General features: G+C 69.2%; 10 protein-coding genes. 7 read left to right on the top strand and 3 right to left on the bottom strand.

Features of this window, described 5'->3' with window-relative positions; all coding sequences use genetic code 11:
- The first annotated feature begins 33 nt into the window (after positions 1-33).
- Entirely contained in the window at positions 34-609 is a 576-nt protein-coding gene (locus LMQ14_RS22565; protein ID WP_267731785.1) for a sigma-70 family RNA polymerase sigma factor, read from the top strand.
- On the top strand, positions 602-1,339 hold the full coding sequence (locus LMQ14_RS22560) for an anti-sigma-D factor RsdA (RefSeq protein ID WP_324291076.1): 738 nt from the start codon (positions 602-604) through the stop codon (positions 1,337-1,339). Before LMQ14_RS22565 ends, LMQ14_RS22560 begins: the two co-directional genes overlap by 8 nt.
- A 50-nt stretch (positions 1,340-1,389) precedes the next feature.
- Here the strand turns inward: LMQ14_RS22560 and LMQ14_RS22555 are convergent, their stop codons facing one another.
- The gene (locus tag LMQ14_RS22555) at positions 1,390-1,803 is read right to left on the bottom strand and encodes a DUF5319 domain-containing protein (protein WP_267731784.1); all 414 of its coding nucleotides are present in this window, start codon (positions 1,801-1,803) and stop codon (positions 1,390-1,392) included.
- 150 nt (positions 1,804-1,953) lie between these two features.
- On the opposite strand from LMQ14_RS22555, the gene guaB reads away from it, so the two are divergent.
- The 3 genes from guaB to LMQ14_RS22540 are packed head-to-tail and all read left to right on the top strand — an operon-like array spanning position 1,954 to position 6,472.
- Positions 1,954-3,543, top strand: a complete 1,590-nt coding sequence (gene guaB / locus LMQ14_RS22550) for an IMP dehydrogenase (protein WP_267731783.1) — start codon at positions 1,954-1,956, stop codon at positions 3,541-3,543.
- A gap of 14 nt (positions 3,544-3,557) precedes the next feature.
- On the top strand, positions 3,558-4,685 hold the full coding sequence (locus LMQ14_RS22545; RefSeq protein WP_267735639.1) for a GuaB3 family IMP dehydrogenase-related protein: 1,128 nt from the start codon (positions 3,558-3,560) through the stop codon (positions 4,683-4,685).
- A gap of 41 nt (positions 4,686-4,726) precedes the next feature.
- On the top strand, positions 4,727-6,472 hold the full coding sequence (locus tag LMQ14_RS22540; protein WP_267731782.1) for a GMC oxidoreductase: 1,746 nt from the start codon (positions 4,727-4,729) through the stop codon (positions 6,470-6,472).
- Here LMQ14_RS22540 and LMQ14_RS22535 read toward each other — a convergent pair.
- Together LMQ14_RS22535 and LMQ14_RS22530 are read right to left on the bottom strand one after the other, a co-directional pair.
- Entirely contained in the window at positions 6,469-7,371 is a 903-nt protein-coding gene (locus LMQ14_RS22535) for a TauD/TfdA dioxygenase family protein (protein WP_267731781.1), read from the bottom strand. The two genes, LMQ14_RS22540 and LMQ14_RS22535, sit on opposite strands and share 4 nt — an antisense overlap.
- Positions 7,372-7,521: 150 nt before the next feature.
- The gene (locus LMQ14_RS22530) at positions 7,522-11,022 is read right to left on the bottom strand and encodes an amino acid adenylation domain-containing protein (RefSeq protein ID WP_267731780.1); all 3,501 of its coding nucleotides are present in this window, start codon (positions 11,020-11,022) and stop codon (positions 7,522-7,524) included.
- Between the two features lie 103 nt (positions 11,023-11,125).
- On the opposite strand from LMQ14_RS22530, the gene LMQ14_RS22525 reads away from it, so the two are divergent.
- Together LMQ14_RS22525 and LMQ14_RS22520 are read left to right on the top strand one after the other, a co-directional pair.
- On the top strand, positions 11,126-12,802 hold the full coding sequence (locus tag LMQ14_RS22525) for a (2,3-dihydroxybenzoyl)adenylate synthase (protein WP_267731779.1): 1,677 nt from the start codon (positions 11,126-11,128) through the stop codon (positions 12,800-12,802).
- A gap of 36 nt (positions 12,803-12,838) precedes the next feature.
- Complete coding sequence (locus tag LMQ14_RS22520; RefSeq protein ID WP_420714711.1) at positions 12,839-18,016, top strand: beta-ketoacyl synthase N-terminal-like domain-containing protein; 5,178 nt, start codon at positions 12,839-12,841, stop codon at positions 18,014-18,016.
- The last annotated feature ends 11 nt before the right edge of the window (positions 18,017-18,027 follow it).

Raw genomic sequence — 18,027 nt, 5'->3', positions numbered from 1 at the left:
GTCCGGTTTGTAACGTTGGAGATACCGCCGTCGATGACAATTCAAGGTGAACGTCTCGACGCTGTGGTTGCCGAAGCCGTAGCGGGAGACGGAAACGCCCTACGGGAGGTGCTGGAAACCATCCGTCCGATTGTGGTGCGATATTGCCGGGCGCGAGTCGGCACAGTCGAGCGGGGTGGCCTGACAGCCGACGATGTGGCTCAGGAGGTGTGCTTGGCGACTCTGACAGCCCTGCCGCGCTACCGCGATCGAGGACGCCCCTTCCTGGCCTTTCTGTACGGCATTGCGGCGCACAAGGTGGCCGACGCCCATCGTGCCGCCGGCCGCGATCTTGCCTACCCGTCCGAATCCGTTCCCGAGCGCTGGTCGTCCGAGAAGGGCCCTGAGCAGCGGGCCCTCGAAGCCGATTCGGTCAGCCGCATGAACGAATTGCTGGACATCCTGCCCCCCAAGCAGCGCGAGATTCTGATTCTTCGCGTCGTCGTCGGCCTGTCTGCGGAAGAGACCGCCGCCGCCGTCGGTGCGACGCCAGGAGCCGTCCGGGTAGCTCAGCACCGAGCTTTGACGCGGCTCAAATCCGAAATGGTTGCGGCGGGGGACTATGCCTGACTCTGGTTTCACAGACCGACCGGGGCTCGACGAGCTGAGCCGGAGCGATCTGCTGCTCGACGCGCTCGCCGAACGGCAGCGGATCGACGTCGACGATCCCAACGACGACGCGCTGGCCACCCTGCTCGGGGACTGGCGCGACGACTTGCGGTGGCCGCCGGCCAGCGCCCTGGTTTCGCCGGAGGAGGCCGTCGGGGCGCTGCGTGCCGGGATGTTGGAGCAGCGGCGTAGCCGGCGCGGCCTGGCGACTGTCGGCTCGGTGGCGGCGACGTTGTTGGCCCTCAGCGGTTTCGGTGCCATGGTGGTCGAGGCGCGTCCCGGTGGGACGTTGTACGGCCTGCACTCGATGTTCTTCGACGAGCCTCTGGTCAACCAGAACCAGACCATGTTGTCCGCCAAGGCAGATCTGGCGAAGGTGCAGCAACTGATCGACAAGGGGCAGTGGACCCAGGCCGAGAATCAGCTGGCAGAAGTCAGCAGCACCGTGCAGTCGTTGAACGACAGCGCCGGCCGAAAAGACTTGCTGGACGAGATCGACCTGCTGAACGCCAAAGTCGATTCGCGCGATCCGAATGCGACGCTGCCGCCGGCCGCGCCCGCGCCGAACTCCGCGGTGTTTCCGGCTCCGCAGTCCCAGATTTCATCGATTCCGAAGGCAATCACCCCGAGCGCAACCCTGCCTGCGCCCAGCCAAGCCCCGAGTCCTGCTCCGGGTCACCACCGGCACTAGTCACGGTCGCGCCCAGCAATACGCCCTAAGAAAACAGCCAGCTCAATCGCTCAGTGGCGACGGTGAAATCCGTCGGCGTCTGACGTCGCTTCGTTGAGCGAGGCGTCGGCATATCCGCGGCAGTAATCCCAGGTGACGTAGGCGTCCGGCTCCGGGTCGTAAGCGGGCTCGTGCGGGCGGACGGTGCCGTCGATCAGCAGTTGCAGCAGGTTGGCCCGCAACATGTCCCAGTCGTGATAGTGGTCTTGCTGACACTCGTCGCAACAGACCACAAGTCCGCGAATTCCCTTGTGCGCCAACAGTGCTTCGTACACGGCCAGATCGGCCAGGTCCGCCTCTACCGCCATCCGCTCTTGTTGATCCAGCGGTTGTCCGGGCTCGACAGCGTCCAACGCCGCCGACGGGTCACATGGGTCGTCCGCGAAAGGGTCGGGTGGCAAACCCGGGGGGAGTTGGTCACGCACGCCCATAGCCTACGCAGCCAGGCCGTGGTAACGCCAGCAGGCGGACGCGCGCCGATTGGGTCGGGCGGCGCGCCAACAGGTGGCACTCCCCGACGGCCGCGACCGATAGGATGGGATTCTCGCTCCGCGCGTGTATGGAGGGTTTCACCGATGTCCCGTGGCACGTCCCATCTCGAAGACAGCTCCGACCTGGTTGCAAGTCCCTACCTGCGCGTCGGCGGTCTGGCCGACGAAGCCGTGCCGACCGGGGGAGACAACCCACACAAGGTGGCGATGCTGGGCCTGACCTACGACGACGTGCTGCTGCTGCCCGCGGCTTCCGATGTGGTTCCCGCCAGCGCCGACACCTCTAGCCAGCTAACTAAGAAGATCCGGCTTCGGGTGCCGCTGGTCAGCTCGGCGATGGACACCGTCACCGAATCCCGGATGGCCATCGCGATGGCCCGGGCCGGCGGCATGGGCGTGCTGCACCGCAACCTGCCGGTCGCCGAACAGGCCGGGCAGGTCGAGATGGTGAAGCGCTCGGAGGCCGGCATGGTCACCGACCCGGTCACCTGCCGGCCGGACAACACGCTGGCCCAGGTCGACGCGCTGTGCGCCCGGTTCCGGATCTCCGGCCTGCCAGTCGTCGACGACTCCGGCGCGCTCGTCGGGATCATCACCAACCGCGACATGCGGTTCGAGGTCGACCAGACCCGGCCGGTCTCCGAGGTGATGACCAAGGCGCCGCTGATCACCGCGCGCGAGGGCGTCAGCGCGGACGCGGCGCTGGGCCTGTTGCGCCGCAACAAGATCGAGAAGCTCCCCATCGTCGACGGCCACGGCCGGTTGACCGGGCTGATCACCGTCAAGGACTTCGTCAAGACCGAACAACACCCGCTGGCCACCAAGGACAGCGACGGCCGGCTGCTGGTGGGCGCCGCCGTCGGCGTCGGCGGTGACGCCTGGGTCCGCGCGATGATGCTGGTCGACGCCGGGGCCGACGTGCTGATCGTGGACACCGCGCACGCGCACAACCGCACCGTTCTGGAGATGGTGGGCAAACTCAAGGCCGAAGTCGGCGAGAAGGTCGAGATCATCGGCGGCAACGTCGCGACCCGCTCGGCCGCCCTGGCGCTGGTCGAGGCCGGCGCCGACGCGGTGAAGGTCGGTGTGGGGCCGGGCTCGATCTGCACCACCCGGGTGGTCGCCGGCGTCGGTGCGCCTCAAATCACGGCGATCCTGGAAGCCGTCGCGGCCTGCGGACCGCACGGCGTGCCGGTCATCGCCGACGGCGGACTGCAGTATTCCGGCGACATCGCCAAGGCACTGGCCGCCGGCGCATCGACGGCCATGCTGGGCTCGTTGCTGGCCGGCACCGCCGAGGCGCCCGGCGAGCTGATCTTCGTCAACGGCAAGCAGTTCAAGAGCTACCGCGGCATGGGGTCGCTGGGCGCGATGGCGGGCCGCAGCGGCGCGAAGTCCTACTCCAAGGACCGCTACTTCGCCGACGACGCGCTCTCCGAGGACAAGCTGGTGCCCGAGGGGATCGAGGGCCGGGTGCCGTTCCGTGGCCCGCTGTCGTCGGTGATTCACCAGCTGACCGGCGGCCTGCGCGCCGCGATGGGGTACACCGGCTCGCCCACCATCGAGGTGCTGCAGCAGGCGCAATTCGTCCGGATCACGTCGGCCGGGCTCAAGGAAAGCCACCCACACGACGTCACGATGACCGTCGAAGCGCCGAACTACTACGCGCGGTGAGCAGCGAACTGAACATGGTCGAGATCGGCATGGGCAGAGTCGCCCGTCGCACCTACGAGCTCAGCGAAGTCAGCATCGTCCCGTCCCGGCGCACCCGCTCGTCGCAGGACGTGTCGACCACCTGGCAGCTGGACGCCTACCGGTTCGAGATCCCCGTGGTGGCACACCCGACCGACGCGTTGGTGTCGCCGGAGTTCGCGATCGAACTGGGCCGGCTCGGCGGGCTGGGCGTGCTCAACGGCGAGGGCCTGATCGGCCGGCACGCCGACGTCAAGGCCAAGATCGCGCAGCTGGTCGAGGCCGCCGAAAAGGAGCCCGAGCCTTCGGCGTCGATCCGGCTGCTGCAGGAGCTGCACGCGGCGCCGCTGAACCCGGACCTGCTGGGCGCCGCGGTGGCCAGCATCCGTGAGGCCGGCGTGACCACCGCGGTGCGCATCAGCCCGCAGAACGCGCAGTCGCTCACCCCCGTGTTGCTGCAGGCCGGCATTGACTTGCTGGTCATCCAGGGCACCATCATCTCGGCCGAGCGTGTCGCCTCCAACGGCGAACCGCTCAACCTGAAGACCTTCATCTCCGAACTCGATGTGCCGGTGGTCGTGGGCGGTGTGCTCGATCACCGCACCGCACTGCACCTGATGCGCACCGGCGCCGCCGGCGTCATCGTCGGCTACGGCTCCACTAGGGGCGTGACCACCAGCGACGAGGTGCTGGGCATCAGCGTTCCGATGGCCACCGCGATCGCCGACGCCGCGGCCGCGCGCCGCGAATACCTCGACGAGACCGGCGGCCGCTACGTGCACGTGCTGGCCGACGGCGACATCCACACGTCCGGCGAGCTGGCCAAGGCCATCGCCTGCGGTGCCGACGCGGTGGTGCTGGGCACTCCGCTGGCCGTAAGCGACGAGGCGCTCGGTGGCGGGTGGTTCTGGCCGGCCGCGGCGGCGCACCCGTCGTTGCCGCGCGGGGCGCTGCTGCAGATCGCGGTCGGTGAGCGCCCGCCGCTCGAGCAGGTGCTCAACGGGCCGTCCGACGACCCGTTCGGCAGCCTCAACCTGGTCGGTGGCCTGCGCCGATCGATGGCCAAGGCCGGCTACTGCGACCTCAAGGAATTCCAGAAGGTCGGCCTCACCGTCGGCATTTAGGGGCTGGCTCGTTACCGGCCGGTAAGTTCATACTGGTGGGGATGAAGCCAGATTATGACGTCCTGATCATTGGTTCGGGGTTCGGCGGCAGTGTCAGCGCGCTGCGGTTAACCGAAAAGGGTTACCGGGTAGGCGTTTTGGAGGCCGGCCGGCGCTACTCCGACGACGAGTTCGCCAAGACGTCGTGGGATCTGCGCAAGTTCCTGTGGGCGCCCAGGCTCGGTTGCTACGGCATTCAGCGGATTCACCCGCTGAAAAACGTGATGATTCTGGCCGGCGCCGGGGTGGGCGGCGGGTCGTTGAACTACGCCAACACGCTGTACGTGCCGCCGGATCCGTTCTTCAACGATCAGCAGTGGAAGCACATCACCGACTGGCGTAGCGAGCTGATGCCGCACTACCGGCAGGCGCAGCGGATGCTGGGCGTGGTCGAGAACCCGACGTTCACCGACGCCGACCGCATCGTCAAAGAAGTCGCCGACGAGATGGGCTGCGGAGACACCTTCGTGCCCACCCCGGTCGGGGTGTTCTTCGGGCCCGACGGCACCAAAACGCCCGGACAGACGGTGCCGGACCCGTTCTTCGGCGGCGCAGGCCCCGACCGCACCGGCTGCCTGGAATGCGGCTGCTGCATGACGGGCTGCCGCTACGGCGCCAAGAACACGCTGCTGAAGAACTACCTCGGCCTCGCGGAATCGGCTGGGGCACAAGTCATTCCGATGACGACGGTGAAGAATTTCGAGCAGCGCTCCGACGGGCTGTGGGAGGTTCGCACCGTTCGCACCGGAAGCTGGCTGCGCCGCGACCGGCGCACGTACACCGCGAGCCACCTGATCCTGGCCGCAGGCACCTGGGGGACGCAGCATCTGCTGTTCAACATGCGCGACAAGGGCCGATTGCCCCGTCTCTCAACGCGTTTGGGCTTCCTGACCCGGACCAACTCGGAATCGATCGTGGGTGCGGGACGGCTGAACGTGTCCCCGGATCTGGACCTGACGCACGGCGTGGCGATCACGTCGTCGATTCACCCGACTTCCGACACCCACATCGAACCCGTCCGTTACGGCAAGGGCTCCAACGCGATGGGGTTGCTGCAGACCTTGATGACCGACGGCCCCGGCCCGCAAGGCACGGACGTGCCGCGCTGGAGGCAGCTGTTCGACAACGCCGGCGAGGATCCGCGCAAGATGTTGCGGCTGCTCAATCCCAGCCGCTGGAGCGAACGCACGGTGATCGCGCTCGTGATGCAGCACCTGGACAACTCGATTACCACGTTCACCAAGCGCGGAAAGCTGGGCATCCGCTGGTATTCCAGCAAGCAGGGGCACGGCGAGCCGAATCCGTCGTGGATCCCGGTGGGCAACGAGGTCACCCGCCGCATCGCGGCCAAGATCGACGGCGTCGCCGGCGGGACCTGGGGTGAGCTGTTCAACATTCCGCTGACCGCACACTTCCTCGGCGGCGCGGTGATCGGCGACGGCCCCGATCGGGGAGTCATCGATCCCTATCACCGCGTCTACGGCTATCCGTCGCTGCTGGTGGTGGACGGTGCCGCGATCTCGGCGAATCTGGGCGTCAACCCGTCGCTGTCGATCACCGCGCAAGCCGAGCGCGCCGCCTCGCTGTGGCCGAACAAGGGCGAGAACGATCTGCGGCCGCTGCAGGGCGATACCTACCGCCGGCTGGACCCGATCGCGCCGAAGCACCCCGTGGTGCCGGCCGACGCGCCCGGCGCGCTGCGCTGGCTGCCGATTGATCCGGTCACCTCGACCGCCGACGCCGGCTAGCTCGCGATCACCGCGAGTGGTGCGCCCTTGACCACGCAGCTGCGCTCGCCGTGCACGTTGACCGGCACATCGCCCATCAGCGTGACCCGGTGCATCAGCCGCGGCTGGTCGTCGTAGTCGTCGATCGCCCGGTGCTGGGTGGCCCGGTTGTCCCAGATGGCGACATCGCCCGACTCCCAGTGCCAGCGAATAGTGTTCTCGGGCTTAGTGATTCGACGTTGCAGCAGCTGCAGTAGCGCGATTGACTCTTGGCTGTCCAGGCCGATGAAGTTGCGCACGAAATTGCCCGCGATCAGGGTGCGCTCACCGGTCTCCGGATGCACCCGCACGACCGGGTGTTTGGTCTGGAAGTCCTGCTTCTCGAACGCCTGCCGGAACGCCCGCTGCGCGTCGCTCATCGACAGAACGGCTTCGGCGGTGATGTAGTCGTAGCGGTTGCTGTGCAGTGCCCACAGGTTTTCGACGAGGCACTTGAGTGACTCGGGCAGGTCCTCGTAGGCGGCGGCCGTCGAGGCCCACAGCGTTGAGCCGCCGTAGCGGGGCAGGGTGACCGCCCGCAGGATCGAGGCCGCCGGGTAGTTCGCGGCGAAGGTGACGTCGGTGTGCCAGCGGTTGGCCTTGCCGTATTCCGAGTTGATCGGCGTGATGACCGGCGCGCCCTTAGCCGCGAGCGCACCGGCCGCCGGATGGCCGACGGGTGTGCCCAGCAACCCACCGAATGCCAGCTGCTGCTGGTCATCGAGGTGGTGCTGGCCGCGGAAGAAGATGACTTTGTGGGTCAGCAACGCCCGGCGGATCTCCTCGACGGCGGCCGGGTCGAGGTCGCCGCCGAGGTGCACCCCGTCGACCCGAGCGCCGATCCGGCTGCCCAGCTTGGTGACGGTTATCTGGTCTGTCATGGCTGTCATCCTTGCTTGAATCCTTGGGTGTAGTCAGTTGACTAACCCAGAGTGTAGTCGGATGGCTACAGTTTCGGCAAGTGGTTGGGGGCACGGCGAATTCCCACCGTAAAGCGGCAGGTCAGGCCGGAATAAGGAGATTGCGGGTAGTCAGGAGGCCGTTGAGTCGAGGGCGGAGGCCACCTCGTTTTGTTCCATCTCCGCCACTTCGAGGTAGACCTCGGCCACCTGGGGCAGTCGATCGCTGCCCGGTTCGCGGCCCTCCAGCAGCGCGGCCAGCGCCGACACACTGCGTGCGGCGAAGATGTCGGCAACCATCACGGTGGGGGTGTCCAGCCAGGCCCGCACCCGGGCGACCAACTGTGTGGCCAGCACCGAATCTCCGCCGAGGCCGAAGAAATCGTCGTCGGCGCTTACCGCCTGGACCCTCAGCAGACTGGCGGTGATGTCGGCCAGCGCCCGTTCCAGCGGCGTCGACGCCGCCCGTTGGCCCGTCACGGTATCGGCGGCGCGCTCCTGCACGGCGCGCGAGAGCAGCTCACCCGCCAGCTTCCGGTCGATCTTCCCGCCGACGGTGTACGGGATCTCGGGGACCAGCACGATGACGTCGGGAACCATGTGCGGGGGCACGAATCCGGAAACCGCGGCCGTGAGATGCGCCGGCGTCAACGCGGGATCGGTGACCCGAACCAGCGCCGCCAACTGCTCGCGTTTGGTGTCCCCGGCGACCGGGACCACCGCGGCCACGGCGCCGTCCACCGACTCCAGCCGGTTCAGCGCTCCCTCGACCTCACCGAGTTCGACCCGGTAGCCGCTGATCTTGACCCGGTGGTCGGCGCGGCCGACGAACTCCAGCGTTCCGTCGGGCAGATACCGCGCCAAATCGCCGGTGCGATACCAGTTCTTACCGTCGTGCTCGACGAACTTGCCGTCCGTCAGGTCCGGCCGGCCGCGGTAGCCGCGGGCGATGCCGCGACCGCCGACCCAGAATTCGCCGGGAACCCAGTCCGGACAGTCGGACCCGTCCGCCGCCACCACGCGGCAACCGTTGTTCGGCAACGGGTGGCCGAACGGCACGGCGGCCCAATGCGGCGGCAACTCGCCGGGCTCGCAGATGGTGTTGTGAATGGCCGTCTCGGTGGCGCCGCCCAGTCCGGCGACGCGGACCCGCGGCGCCTGGGCGCGCAGCGCCCGCACCATCTCGGTACGCACCCAGTCGCCGCCGGTGGGCACCACGCGCACCGACGAGATCCGTCCCGAGTTCACCGCGACCAGCATTTCGAGCCAGCCGGGCAACCAGTGCAGCACGGTGACCCGGTGTTGTTCGATCATCCGCGCCCAGGCGTCGGGATCGCGCCGCTGCTCCTCGTCCACCACCACGATCGAGCCGCCCGCGCGCAGCATTCCGAAAATGTCCAGCACCGAGATGTCGCATTCCAGGGTGGACAGCGCCAGGCATCGATCGTCGGCACCGATGTCGAAGTGGGAGTTGATGAACTCGACGGTGTTCATCGCGGCGTCGTGGCTGACTTCCACACCCTTGGGTTCGCCGGTGGAGCCCGAGGTGAACAGCACGTACGCCACGTCGGCGGGATCGATGGCGGCCGGCGCGGTGGCGGCGGAGCCGGGCAGGCCCTGCGCGACGGCTTCCGATACGGTCAGCGCGGGCACCGGCAGTTCGTCGAGCCCGGGCGTGCGGGGGCCACACACCAGTGCCGAGTGGACACCCGCGCCGCCCAGGATGCGGGCGGCCCGGTCGGCCGGTTGGTCGACGCCGATCGGCAGGTACACACCGCCGGCGGCGTGAATGCCCAGCAGCGCCGGGATCTGCTCGGCGGTCTTGGGGCCCAGCACCGCGACCGCATCACCGCGTCCCACCCCGCGCGCCCGCAACGTCGCGCACACGGCAAGGACTTGCTCGCGCAACTGCGCGTAGCTGAGGTCGCCCAGGCTGCTGTACACCGCGGGCGCGTCGGGGTGCGCGGCGGCGGACCGAAAGAAGCCGTCGTGCAACGCTTCTCCACTCGGCACGGTGGTCGCGCCGTTGAGGTCGGCGCGCACGGCGCGCTGTTCGGCCGGGAGTGCGGGTGGGTCGAGCGCCTCCCAGGCGTCGTCGTCGTTGGCCAGCCGGATCAGCTCGGCGACGTGATAGGCGAACATCGCGTCGGCCACACCCGGCCGGAACGCGTCGGCGCGGACGTCCCAGTTGACCAGTAGGCCGCCGTCGAACGGGGTGGCCTGGGAGTCCAGCAACACCTGCGGCCCCTGCGAGATGTGCCAGACGCACTTCCCGAACTGCTCGGTGACTTCGCCGTCGAACAGGTCGCCGAGCCCGAGTCCACTGGTGAACACGAACGGCGCCAGCGTGGGCATGCCGCGGTGCCGGGTCAGGTCGCGCAGGATCGACAGCCCCGAGTAGCTGGAGTGCAGGGCGCTGGCGTGCAGCGACTCCTGCAAGGCGCGGGCCCGGGCCGCCGCCGTCGGCGCCTCGGTGAGGTCGACGTCGAGCAGCAGCGACGTGGTGAAATCGCCGACGAGTTTGTCGACGTCGGGGTGGAACGGCTCGCGGCCGAACATCGGCAGGTTCAGCAGGAAGCGCGAATTGGTGGACCAGCGGGCCAGCGTCCCGGCGTAGGACGCGGCGATCGCCATCGCCGGGGTGATGCCACGCTTGTGCGCCGCGGCCAGCAGCGCCTCGCGGATGTCGGCGTCGAAGTAGTGCCAGAGCCGGATATTGCGGCGCGGATTGGCCTGCTCGGACGGGGGCACCAGCGGGGGTGACGGCGGTTCGGGCAGGTCCGGCACGCGTTCGGCCCACCACCGACGGTCGTCCTCGGATACCGGGGTGGCGGCCGTCAGCGTGGCCCGGTACTGCCGATAGGTGTAGCCCAGCTCGGGCAGGTCGCCGCCGCGGTAGAACACGGCCAGGTCGGCCATGAAGTTGCGGTAACTGACGGCGTCGGCGGCCGACATGTCCATGTCGACATGCAGGCGGGTGCGCCCGTCGGACATTAGCGTCAGCGCGATTTCGAGGACCACGCCGTGCAGGATCTGATGAGATTTCGCGTCCCGGATCTCGTCCAGCCGCTGCTGTTCCGCGGCGGCGTCGAGGTCACGCAGGTCGATCACCGCGACCGGCAGCGTGCGGTCGGTGATCCGCTGGGTGCCGTCAGGCAGGATCTCCACCCGCAGCATCGGATGGCGGCGGGCAAGCGCGGCCGCCGCGTCGCGCAGCCGTTCCGGGTCGACGCCCGCGCCGTCGAACTCCACGTAGAGGTGCGGGGCCACGCCGCCGAGCGCCTGTTCTTCGTTGCGGCCCAACCACAGTGCGTGCTGGATGGGCGCCAGGGGAAATGTCTCGCCGCCGTCATCGTCGTGCGCCGCGGCTTCCGGTTCGTCGTCGCTGGTCGTGCTTTCGCTGAGCGCCGAGACCAGCCGCGTCCACGCGGACACGGTGGGGTTCTCGGCCAGCGACGCGAAACCGATGTCGATGCCCTGCCGTCGCCACCGCCCGGACAGCGACATCATCCGGATCGAGTCGAGTCCGGAGGCGATAAGGTCGGCGTCGGGGTCCAGCGCGTCGGGGGTGACGCCGAGCAGTTCGGCGACCTGTTCTCGGACGCTCAGTGAACTCGTCCCGCCGCGACCCATTGTGTGTAACCTCTCAGCAATTAGTGAAGGCTGTCCTAACTTTGAGGAGGCTATCCTATATTTGGTTTCGAACTTAAAACACCCTGGAAGGGCCCTGACCGCGATGAGCACCGGATTCCATCCCGATGCCGAGGCCGGACACTGCGAAAGTGTTGACCTCGCAGCGGGATTCGTTCCGTTCCCCCGCGACCGGGCCGATGCCTATCGGCGGGCCGGCTATTGGGCGGGGCTGCCGTTGGACTCAATTTTGCGCGAGGCCGCGCAACGCTGGCCGGACCGCCGCGGCATCGCGGATGCCCACACCAGCTACACCTTCGCCGAATTCGACGCACTCGCCGACCGGATCGGCAGCGGTCTGACCAGCCTCGGGTTTGTCGCCGGCGACCGGGTCCTGCTGCAGTTGCCCAACTCCTGCCGGTTCGCGTTGGCGCTGTTCGGATTGCTGCGGGCAGGTGTGGTGCCGGTGATGTGCCTGCCCGGCCATCGCACCGCCGAACTGAGCCACTTCGCCGACGTCAGCGGCGCGGTCGGGATGGTGATCACCGACAAGGCGGGCGGCTTCGACTATCGCGAGATGGCCACCGCGCTGGTGCGCGAGCGGCCGCAGTTGACGAAGGTGCTGGTCGACGGCGAACCCGGCGACTTCCAGGCCTGGTCCGAGGTGCATAACCACGCGGGCCCGGAGGTCCGGGCAAACCCGGCGCCCGACCCGGGCCTGCCCGCGCTGCTGCTGGTCTCGGGCGGCACCACGGGGCTGCCCAAACTGATCGCGCGGACCCACGACGACTACCGCTACAACGCTTCGGCCTGCGCGGCGGCCTACGGGATGACCGCAGACGACGCCTACCTCGTGGTCCTGCCGGCCGGACACAATTTCCCGTTGGCCTGCCCGGGTCTGCTGGGCGCGATGACCGTTGGTGCCCCTACGGTTTTCACCGACGATCCCAGTCCCGAAGCCTCCTTCGCGCTGATCGACCGGCACCGGGTCACCGTCACGGGTCTGGTCAACGCGCTCGCCAAGCTGTGGGCGCAGGCGTGTGACTGGGAACCGGTGCTGCCGACCTCGCTGCGCGTGGTGCAGGTCGGCGGCTCACGGCTGCTGCCCGACGAGGCGCGATTCATCCGGGAGAACCTGACGTCGGGTATGCAGCAAATCTTCGGCATGGCCGAGGGGATGCTGAACTTCACCCGGCCCGGCGATCCGATCGACGTGGTGGACAACCTGCAGGGCCGGCCCATGTCGCCCGACGACGAGATGAAGGTGGTCGACGAAAACGGCGACGAGGTGGCCCCCGGCGAAGAGGGCGAGCTGCTGGTGCGCGGGCCGTACACGATCAACGGGTACTACCGCGCCGACGAGGCCAACGCCCGCTCCTTCAGCCCCGACGGCTTCTACCGCAGCGGCGACCGGGTGCGCATCTTCGCCGATGGCCCGCGGGCCGGATACGTCGAAGTCACCGGGCGGATCAAGGACGTCATCCACCGGGGCGGCGAGACCGTCTCGGCGTCCGACCTCGAGGAACACTTGCACGCCCACCCCGCCGTGGCCGACGCGGCGGCCGTCGCCCTACCGGATCAGTACCTCGGCGAAAAAATCTGCGCGGCAGTTGTTTTCAAGGGCACCCCGGTCAGCCTGGCCGAGCTGAACGGATTTTTGGACGGCCGCGGGGTTTCGGTCCACGCCAAGCCGGACGTGCTGCAAGCCATGCGGTCGCTGCCCAAGACGGCGGTGGGCAAGGTGGACAAAAAACAAATCGTCGTCAGCCTGACGCAGATATGAACGCTCTGGCGCACTTGGGATTTAACTGACATGACAATGAATGGTGGCCCCGATGACCAACTTTCGGCACCGAGCGTGACGACAAACGCGATGCCGGAACCGATCGCCATCATCGGCCTCGGTTGCCGCCTGGCCGGTGATGTCACCACCGCGCAGGCCTTCTGGGATTTCCTGCTGCAGGGCGGCAGCGCGGTGCGTGAGGTACCCGCCGAGCGGTGGGAGCCTTACCTGTGGCGTGACCCGCGCAATGCCGCGGTGCTCAAGGACACCACAACCTGGGGCACTTTCATCGACAACCTTGCGGGTTTCGACGCCGAGTTCTTCGGTGTCTCTCCCCGCGAGGCCGAACTGATGGACCCGCAGCAGCGACTGGCCCTCGAAGTCAGCTGGGAGGCGCTCGAGCACGCCGGGGTGCCGCCCCGGTCGCTGGCCGGCAGTGACACCGCCGTGCTGATGGGCGTCAACTCCGACGACTACGGCAAGTTGCTGATGGAGGACCTGACCGGCATCGAGGCCTGGACGGGGATCGGCACGTCGCTGTGCGGGATCGCCAACCGAGTGTCCCACCTGCTCGATCTGCGCGGGCCCAGCGTCGCGCTGGACGCCGCGTGCGCGGCCTCGTTGGTGGCGGTGCATCAGGCCTGCCAACTGCTGCGCTCCGGCGAGACGGCACTGGCGCTGGCCGGCGGCGTCAGCGCGCTGATCGGGCCCGGGTTGACCCGCGTGCTGGATCAGGCGGGTGCGACGGCTCCCGACGGTCGCTGCAAGACCTTCGACGCGTCCGCCGACGGCTACGGCCGCGGTGAGGGCGCGGCCGTGGTGGTGCTCAAGCGGCTCGCCGACGCCCGGCGCGACGGTGACCGGGTGCTGGCCGTCGTCCGCGGGGGAGCGGTCGCACAGGACGGCCGCACGGTCGGCATCATGTCGCCCAACGGCGCCGCCCAGGCCGATCTGTTCCGGCTGGCCTGCCGGTCCGCCGACATCGACCCGGCCACCGTCGACTTCATCGAAGCCCACGGAACCGGCACTCCCACAGGCGATCCCGTCGAGGTGGGGGCGCTGGCCGAGGTGTACGGAGCCGCCCGGCCCGACGACGATCCCGCGCTGGTCGGCTCGGTCAAACCGAACACCGGTCATCTCGAGGGCGGCGCCGGCGCCGTCGGCCTGATCAAGGCCGTACTGGCCCTGCACCACCAGACCATTCCGCCCACCGCGGGCGTGCGCACCCTCACCCCCGCCGTCGACTGGGACACCAGCGGCCTGCGGGTGCCGACCGAGGTGCTGGCCTGGTCGCGCCGGCCCGGCCATCCCCGCCGGGCGGCGGTGTGCAGCTATGGCTACGGCGGCACGATCGCGCACGTGCTGCTCGAGGAGGCGCCACCCGCGTCAATCGCCACATCGCCACCCGCGCAGCCGATCTCGCCGCTGGTGATTCCGCTGTCCGGCCGGTCTCAGAGCAGGCTGACCGCGCAGGCCGCCGCGCTGGCCGAGCATCTCGGCGGCCGCGAGATTCCCCTCGAGGAAGTCGCCGCGACCCTGTGGGCGCACCGCAGCCACGAACCGGTGCGCGCGGCGGTGGTCGCCGAAGGTTCCGGGGAACTGCTCGACGCGTTGAGCACGCTGGCCGCCGACGGGCGCGACGCCGCGCTGGTGCGCGGCAGCGTGCTGCCCGGTTCGGGCGAGGGCGCCGTGTGGGTGTTCTCCGGTCACGGCTCGCACTGGCCGCAGATGGGCCAGGAGTTGCTGGCCGGTGAACCGGCGTTCGCCGCGGTGATCGACGCGATCGATCCGATCTTCGGCGCCGAACTGGGCTTCTCGGCGCGCCAGGCATTGAGCTCGGGCGAACTGGGCGGCACCGACCAGGTGCAAGCGCTGACCTTCGCCATGCAGGTCGGCCTGGCCGCCGTGCTGCGCGAGCGAGGCGTGCGCCCCGCCGCGGTGATCGGTCACTCCGTGGGCGAGGTCGCCGCGTGCGTGACCGCGGGCGTGTTCGACCTGGCGCAGGGGGCGGCCGTGGCGTGCTACCGCGCCCGGGGGTTCCGCAAGGTGATGGGCGAAGGTGCGATGGCGTTGGTGCCGCTGCCCTTCGCCGACGCGCAGCAACGGCTCGGCGCCCGCACGGACGTGGTGGCGGCGATCAGCGCGTCGTTGACCTCGACGGTGGTGTCGGGTAGCGCCGCGGCCGTCGACGAGGTGGCCGGCCGGTGGGGCGACGAAGGGCTGATGGTCCGCCGCGTCAAAACCGACGTCGCGTTCCACAGCCCGGCGATGGACGCGCTCACCGCCGACCTGGCGCGGCTCACCGGTGCGCTGCCGCCGCCCCGGCAAGCCGGCATTCCGCTCTACACCACCGCGCTGGCCGACCCGCGGTCATCGGCCTCGCGTGGCCCGGACTACTGGGTCGCCAATCTGCGCGACCGGGTCCGGTTCGCCGAGGCGGTTTCCGCGGCGGCCGACGACGGGCACCGGCTCTTCCTCGAGGTCTCGGCCCACCCGGTGGTGTCACACTCCATCGCGGAAACGTTGCTGTACTTGGATATTGACGAGCACGCCACCGTCGGCGTGCTGCGTCGCGACCAACCGACACGGCGTTCGGTCGCCGCGGCGGTCGCCGCCCTGCACTGCTACGGCGCGCCCGTCGGCGACGGCGTCACCACCGCCACACCGTGGGCCGGCGACCTGCCGGGCACGCAGTGGCAGCACCGCGATTTCTGGCGCATACCGAGCGCGCCGCCCGCGGGCCGCGGTGTCCACGACGCCGACAGTCACACCCTGCTCGGTGGCCGGCTCGAGGTCACCGGCACAGCGCCGGCGCGGGTCTGGGAGACCCGGGTGGACATGGCGACCCGGCCCTACCCCGGCAACCATCCCGTCCAGGGCACCGAGATCGTGCCGGCCGCGGTGCTGCTCAACACGTTCCTGACGGCCGCGGGGACCGATGTGACGGAGGTGCACCTGCGCACCCCCGTCGCGCCGGGCCGCACCCGCGACGTGCAGGTGGTGCTGCAGGATCAGGCGCTGGCGATCGCCACCCGACTGGTCGACGACGAGGGCCCCGAGGTCGGCGGGTGGCTGACGCACTGCACCGCGATCGCCGCCGCCACCGACGATCGCGAGGTGCCCCGGCTCGACGAGACCGCGATCCGGGTCCGCTGCACCGAGCAGTTGTCGCCGAACAGCGTGGTGGAGACGCTGGCCAAGCTCGGAGTCGCCGAGATGGGCTTCGGCTGGGAGGTGGTCGATCTCTGGGCGGGTGACGGCGAATTCCTGGCGCAGGTACGCGCCGAACCGGACGGGTCGCACCCCTCGACGTGGGCCGGGCTGATCGATGCGGCCACTTCGGTGGCGTCCACGGTGTTCGACGGCGCGCCCCGGCTGCGCATGCCCGCTCGCATCGAGCGGGTGAGAGTCCTTGGCACGCCTTCTGATTCGGTGCTACTACACGTCCGAAGGCGCGATCAGGGCACCAGCGCCGACGTCACCGTCGCCTCCCTCACCGGCAGACCGCTGGTGGCGATCGCCGGAATGACGTTCGAGGAACTCGAGAACACCGGCGGTGACGTGTCGCGGGTGGTACACCGAATCGACTGGCATTCAACATCTTTTGACGCCGATGCGGTGCCCGGCGAAGTGGTGCTGGTCGGCGGCGATGCCGCCGTCCGCGCCTGGTGCGAACGTGACCTGAAGGCCGCCGGTGTGGCGCACCGGGTGTGCGCCACACCCGCCGACCTTCCGGCCCAGCTGGACTCCGAGGCCGTGGTGCTGGTGTTGCCCCGCGCCGGTGACAGCCCGGTCGAAGCGGTGGACAGTGTCCTGAAGACCCTCAAAGCGCTTCTGCGCAACGGCATCTCGCCGCGGCTGTGGACCCTGACCCAGGGCGTGCACGAGGGCGCCGACGTCAGCCGGTCACCGCTGTGGGGGTTGTCGAGGGTGGCCGCCGCCGAACACCCCACGCTGTGGGGTGGCGTGCTCGACGTCGCCGAGGACCGGCTGCCGCTGGGTGTGCTGGCCACGCTCAGCGGCCACGCCGTCGTGGTGGTTCGCGACGGCGTCGCACAGACCGCCCGGCTGGCCAACATCGTCGGCGCCACCGGACCGGCGATGGAATGCACCCCGGCCGGCACCTACCTGGTCACCGGTGGGACCGGCGTGCTGGGCCTGCGGATCGCCGAACGGTTGGCGGATCTGGGGGCGCGCCGGTTGGTGCTGCTGTCCCGGTCCGGTCTGCCGGCACGCTTCCAGTGGGCCACCGCGGACAATCAAGGCCAGATCCGCGCGGTGTCCGCGCTCGAGGAGCGCGGCGTGTGGGTACAGTCGGTCGCCTTGGACATCGCCGCGCCCGGCGCGGCCGGCCAACTGCGCTCGGTGCTGGCCGAATTGCCGCCGGTGCGCGGCGTGGTTCATGCCGCGGGCGTGGAAGCCGGTGTGTTCCTGGCGAATACGACGATCGACGAGATCGCGATGACCATGCATCCCAAGGTCGACGGAGCGCTCGCCCTGCACGAGATGTTTGCGCCCGGGGAACTGGACTGGATGGTGCTGTACTCCTCGTGCGGCTACCTGGCCGGCTTTCCCGGGCAGGGCGCCTACGCCTGCGGCAACGCCTTCCTGGACGCGCTGGCCCGGCACCGGCGCGGGCTGGGCGACGTCACGACGAGCGTGGGCTGGACGGCGTGGCGCGGTCTCGGTATGGGCTCGGACTCCGGATACATTGCCGCGCAACTGGATGCGCTGGGGATGGACACCATCGGCGCGGACGACGCACTGCGTGCCCTGGACGTCGCGATGCGGTCGCAGGAGGCCAACCCGGTGGTGTTGCCGGTGCTCCCGGATGCCAAGTCGGTGCCGATACTTGCCGACATCGCGGCCGCGGTCGTCGCGGATTCGTTGCTGCCCAACGACTTCGAACAAGTCGGCCCGGGCGACATGGACACCGAGGAATGGGTGACACAGCAGGTCCTCACGGCGGTGGCCGCCGAACTCGGCCTGTCCGCCGACAGCGTCGACGCCCGGATGCCGCTGGTCGAGATCGGCGTGGACTCGATCATGACAGTCGCGCTGCGGCGTCAGCTCGAGAAGCAGACCGGGCTGGCGCTGCCACCCACACTGCTGTGGGAACACCCCACCGCGGCCGCCGTCACGGCGCGGATCGTCGAGCTACTGGACAGTGAGATAGCTTCTGCTGCAACAGAAGACGGCGCACCAGTGGTGTAGCCGTTGCTCGC

This window comes from Mycobacterium sp. Aquia_213, from assembly GCF_026625985.1.
Taxonomy (GTDB): domain Bacteria; phylum Actinomycetota; class Actinomycetes; order Mycobacteriales; family Mycobacteriaceae; genus Mycobacterium.
This window is presented reverse-complemented; position numbering and strand designations above follow the sequence as displayed.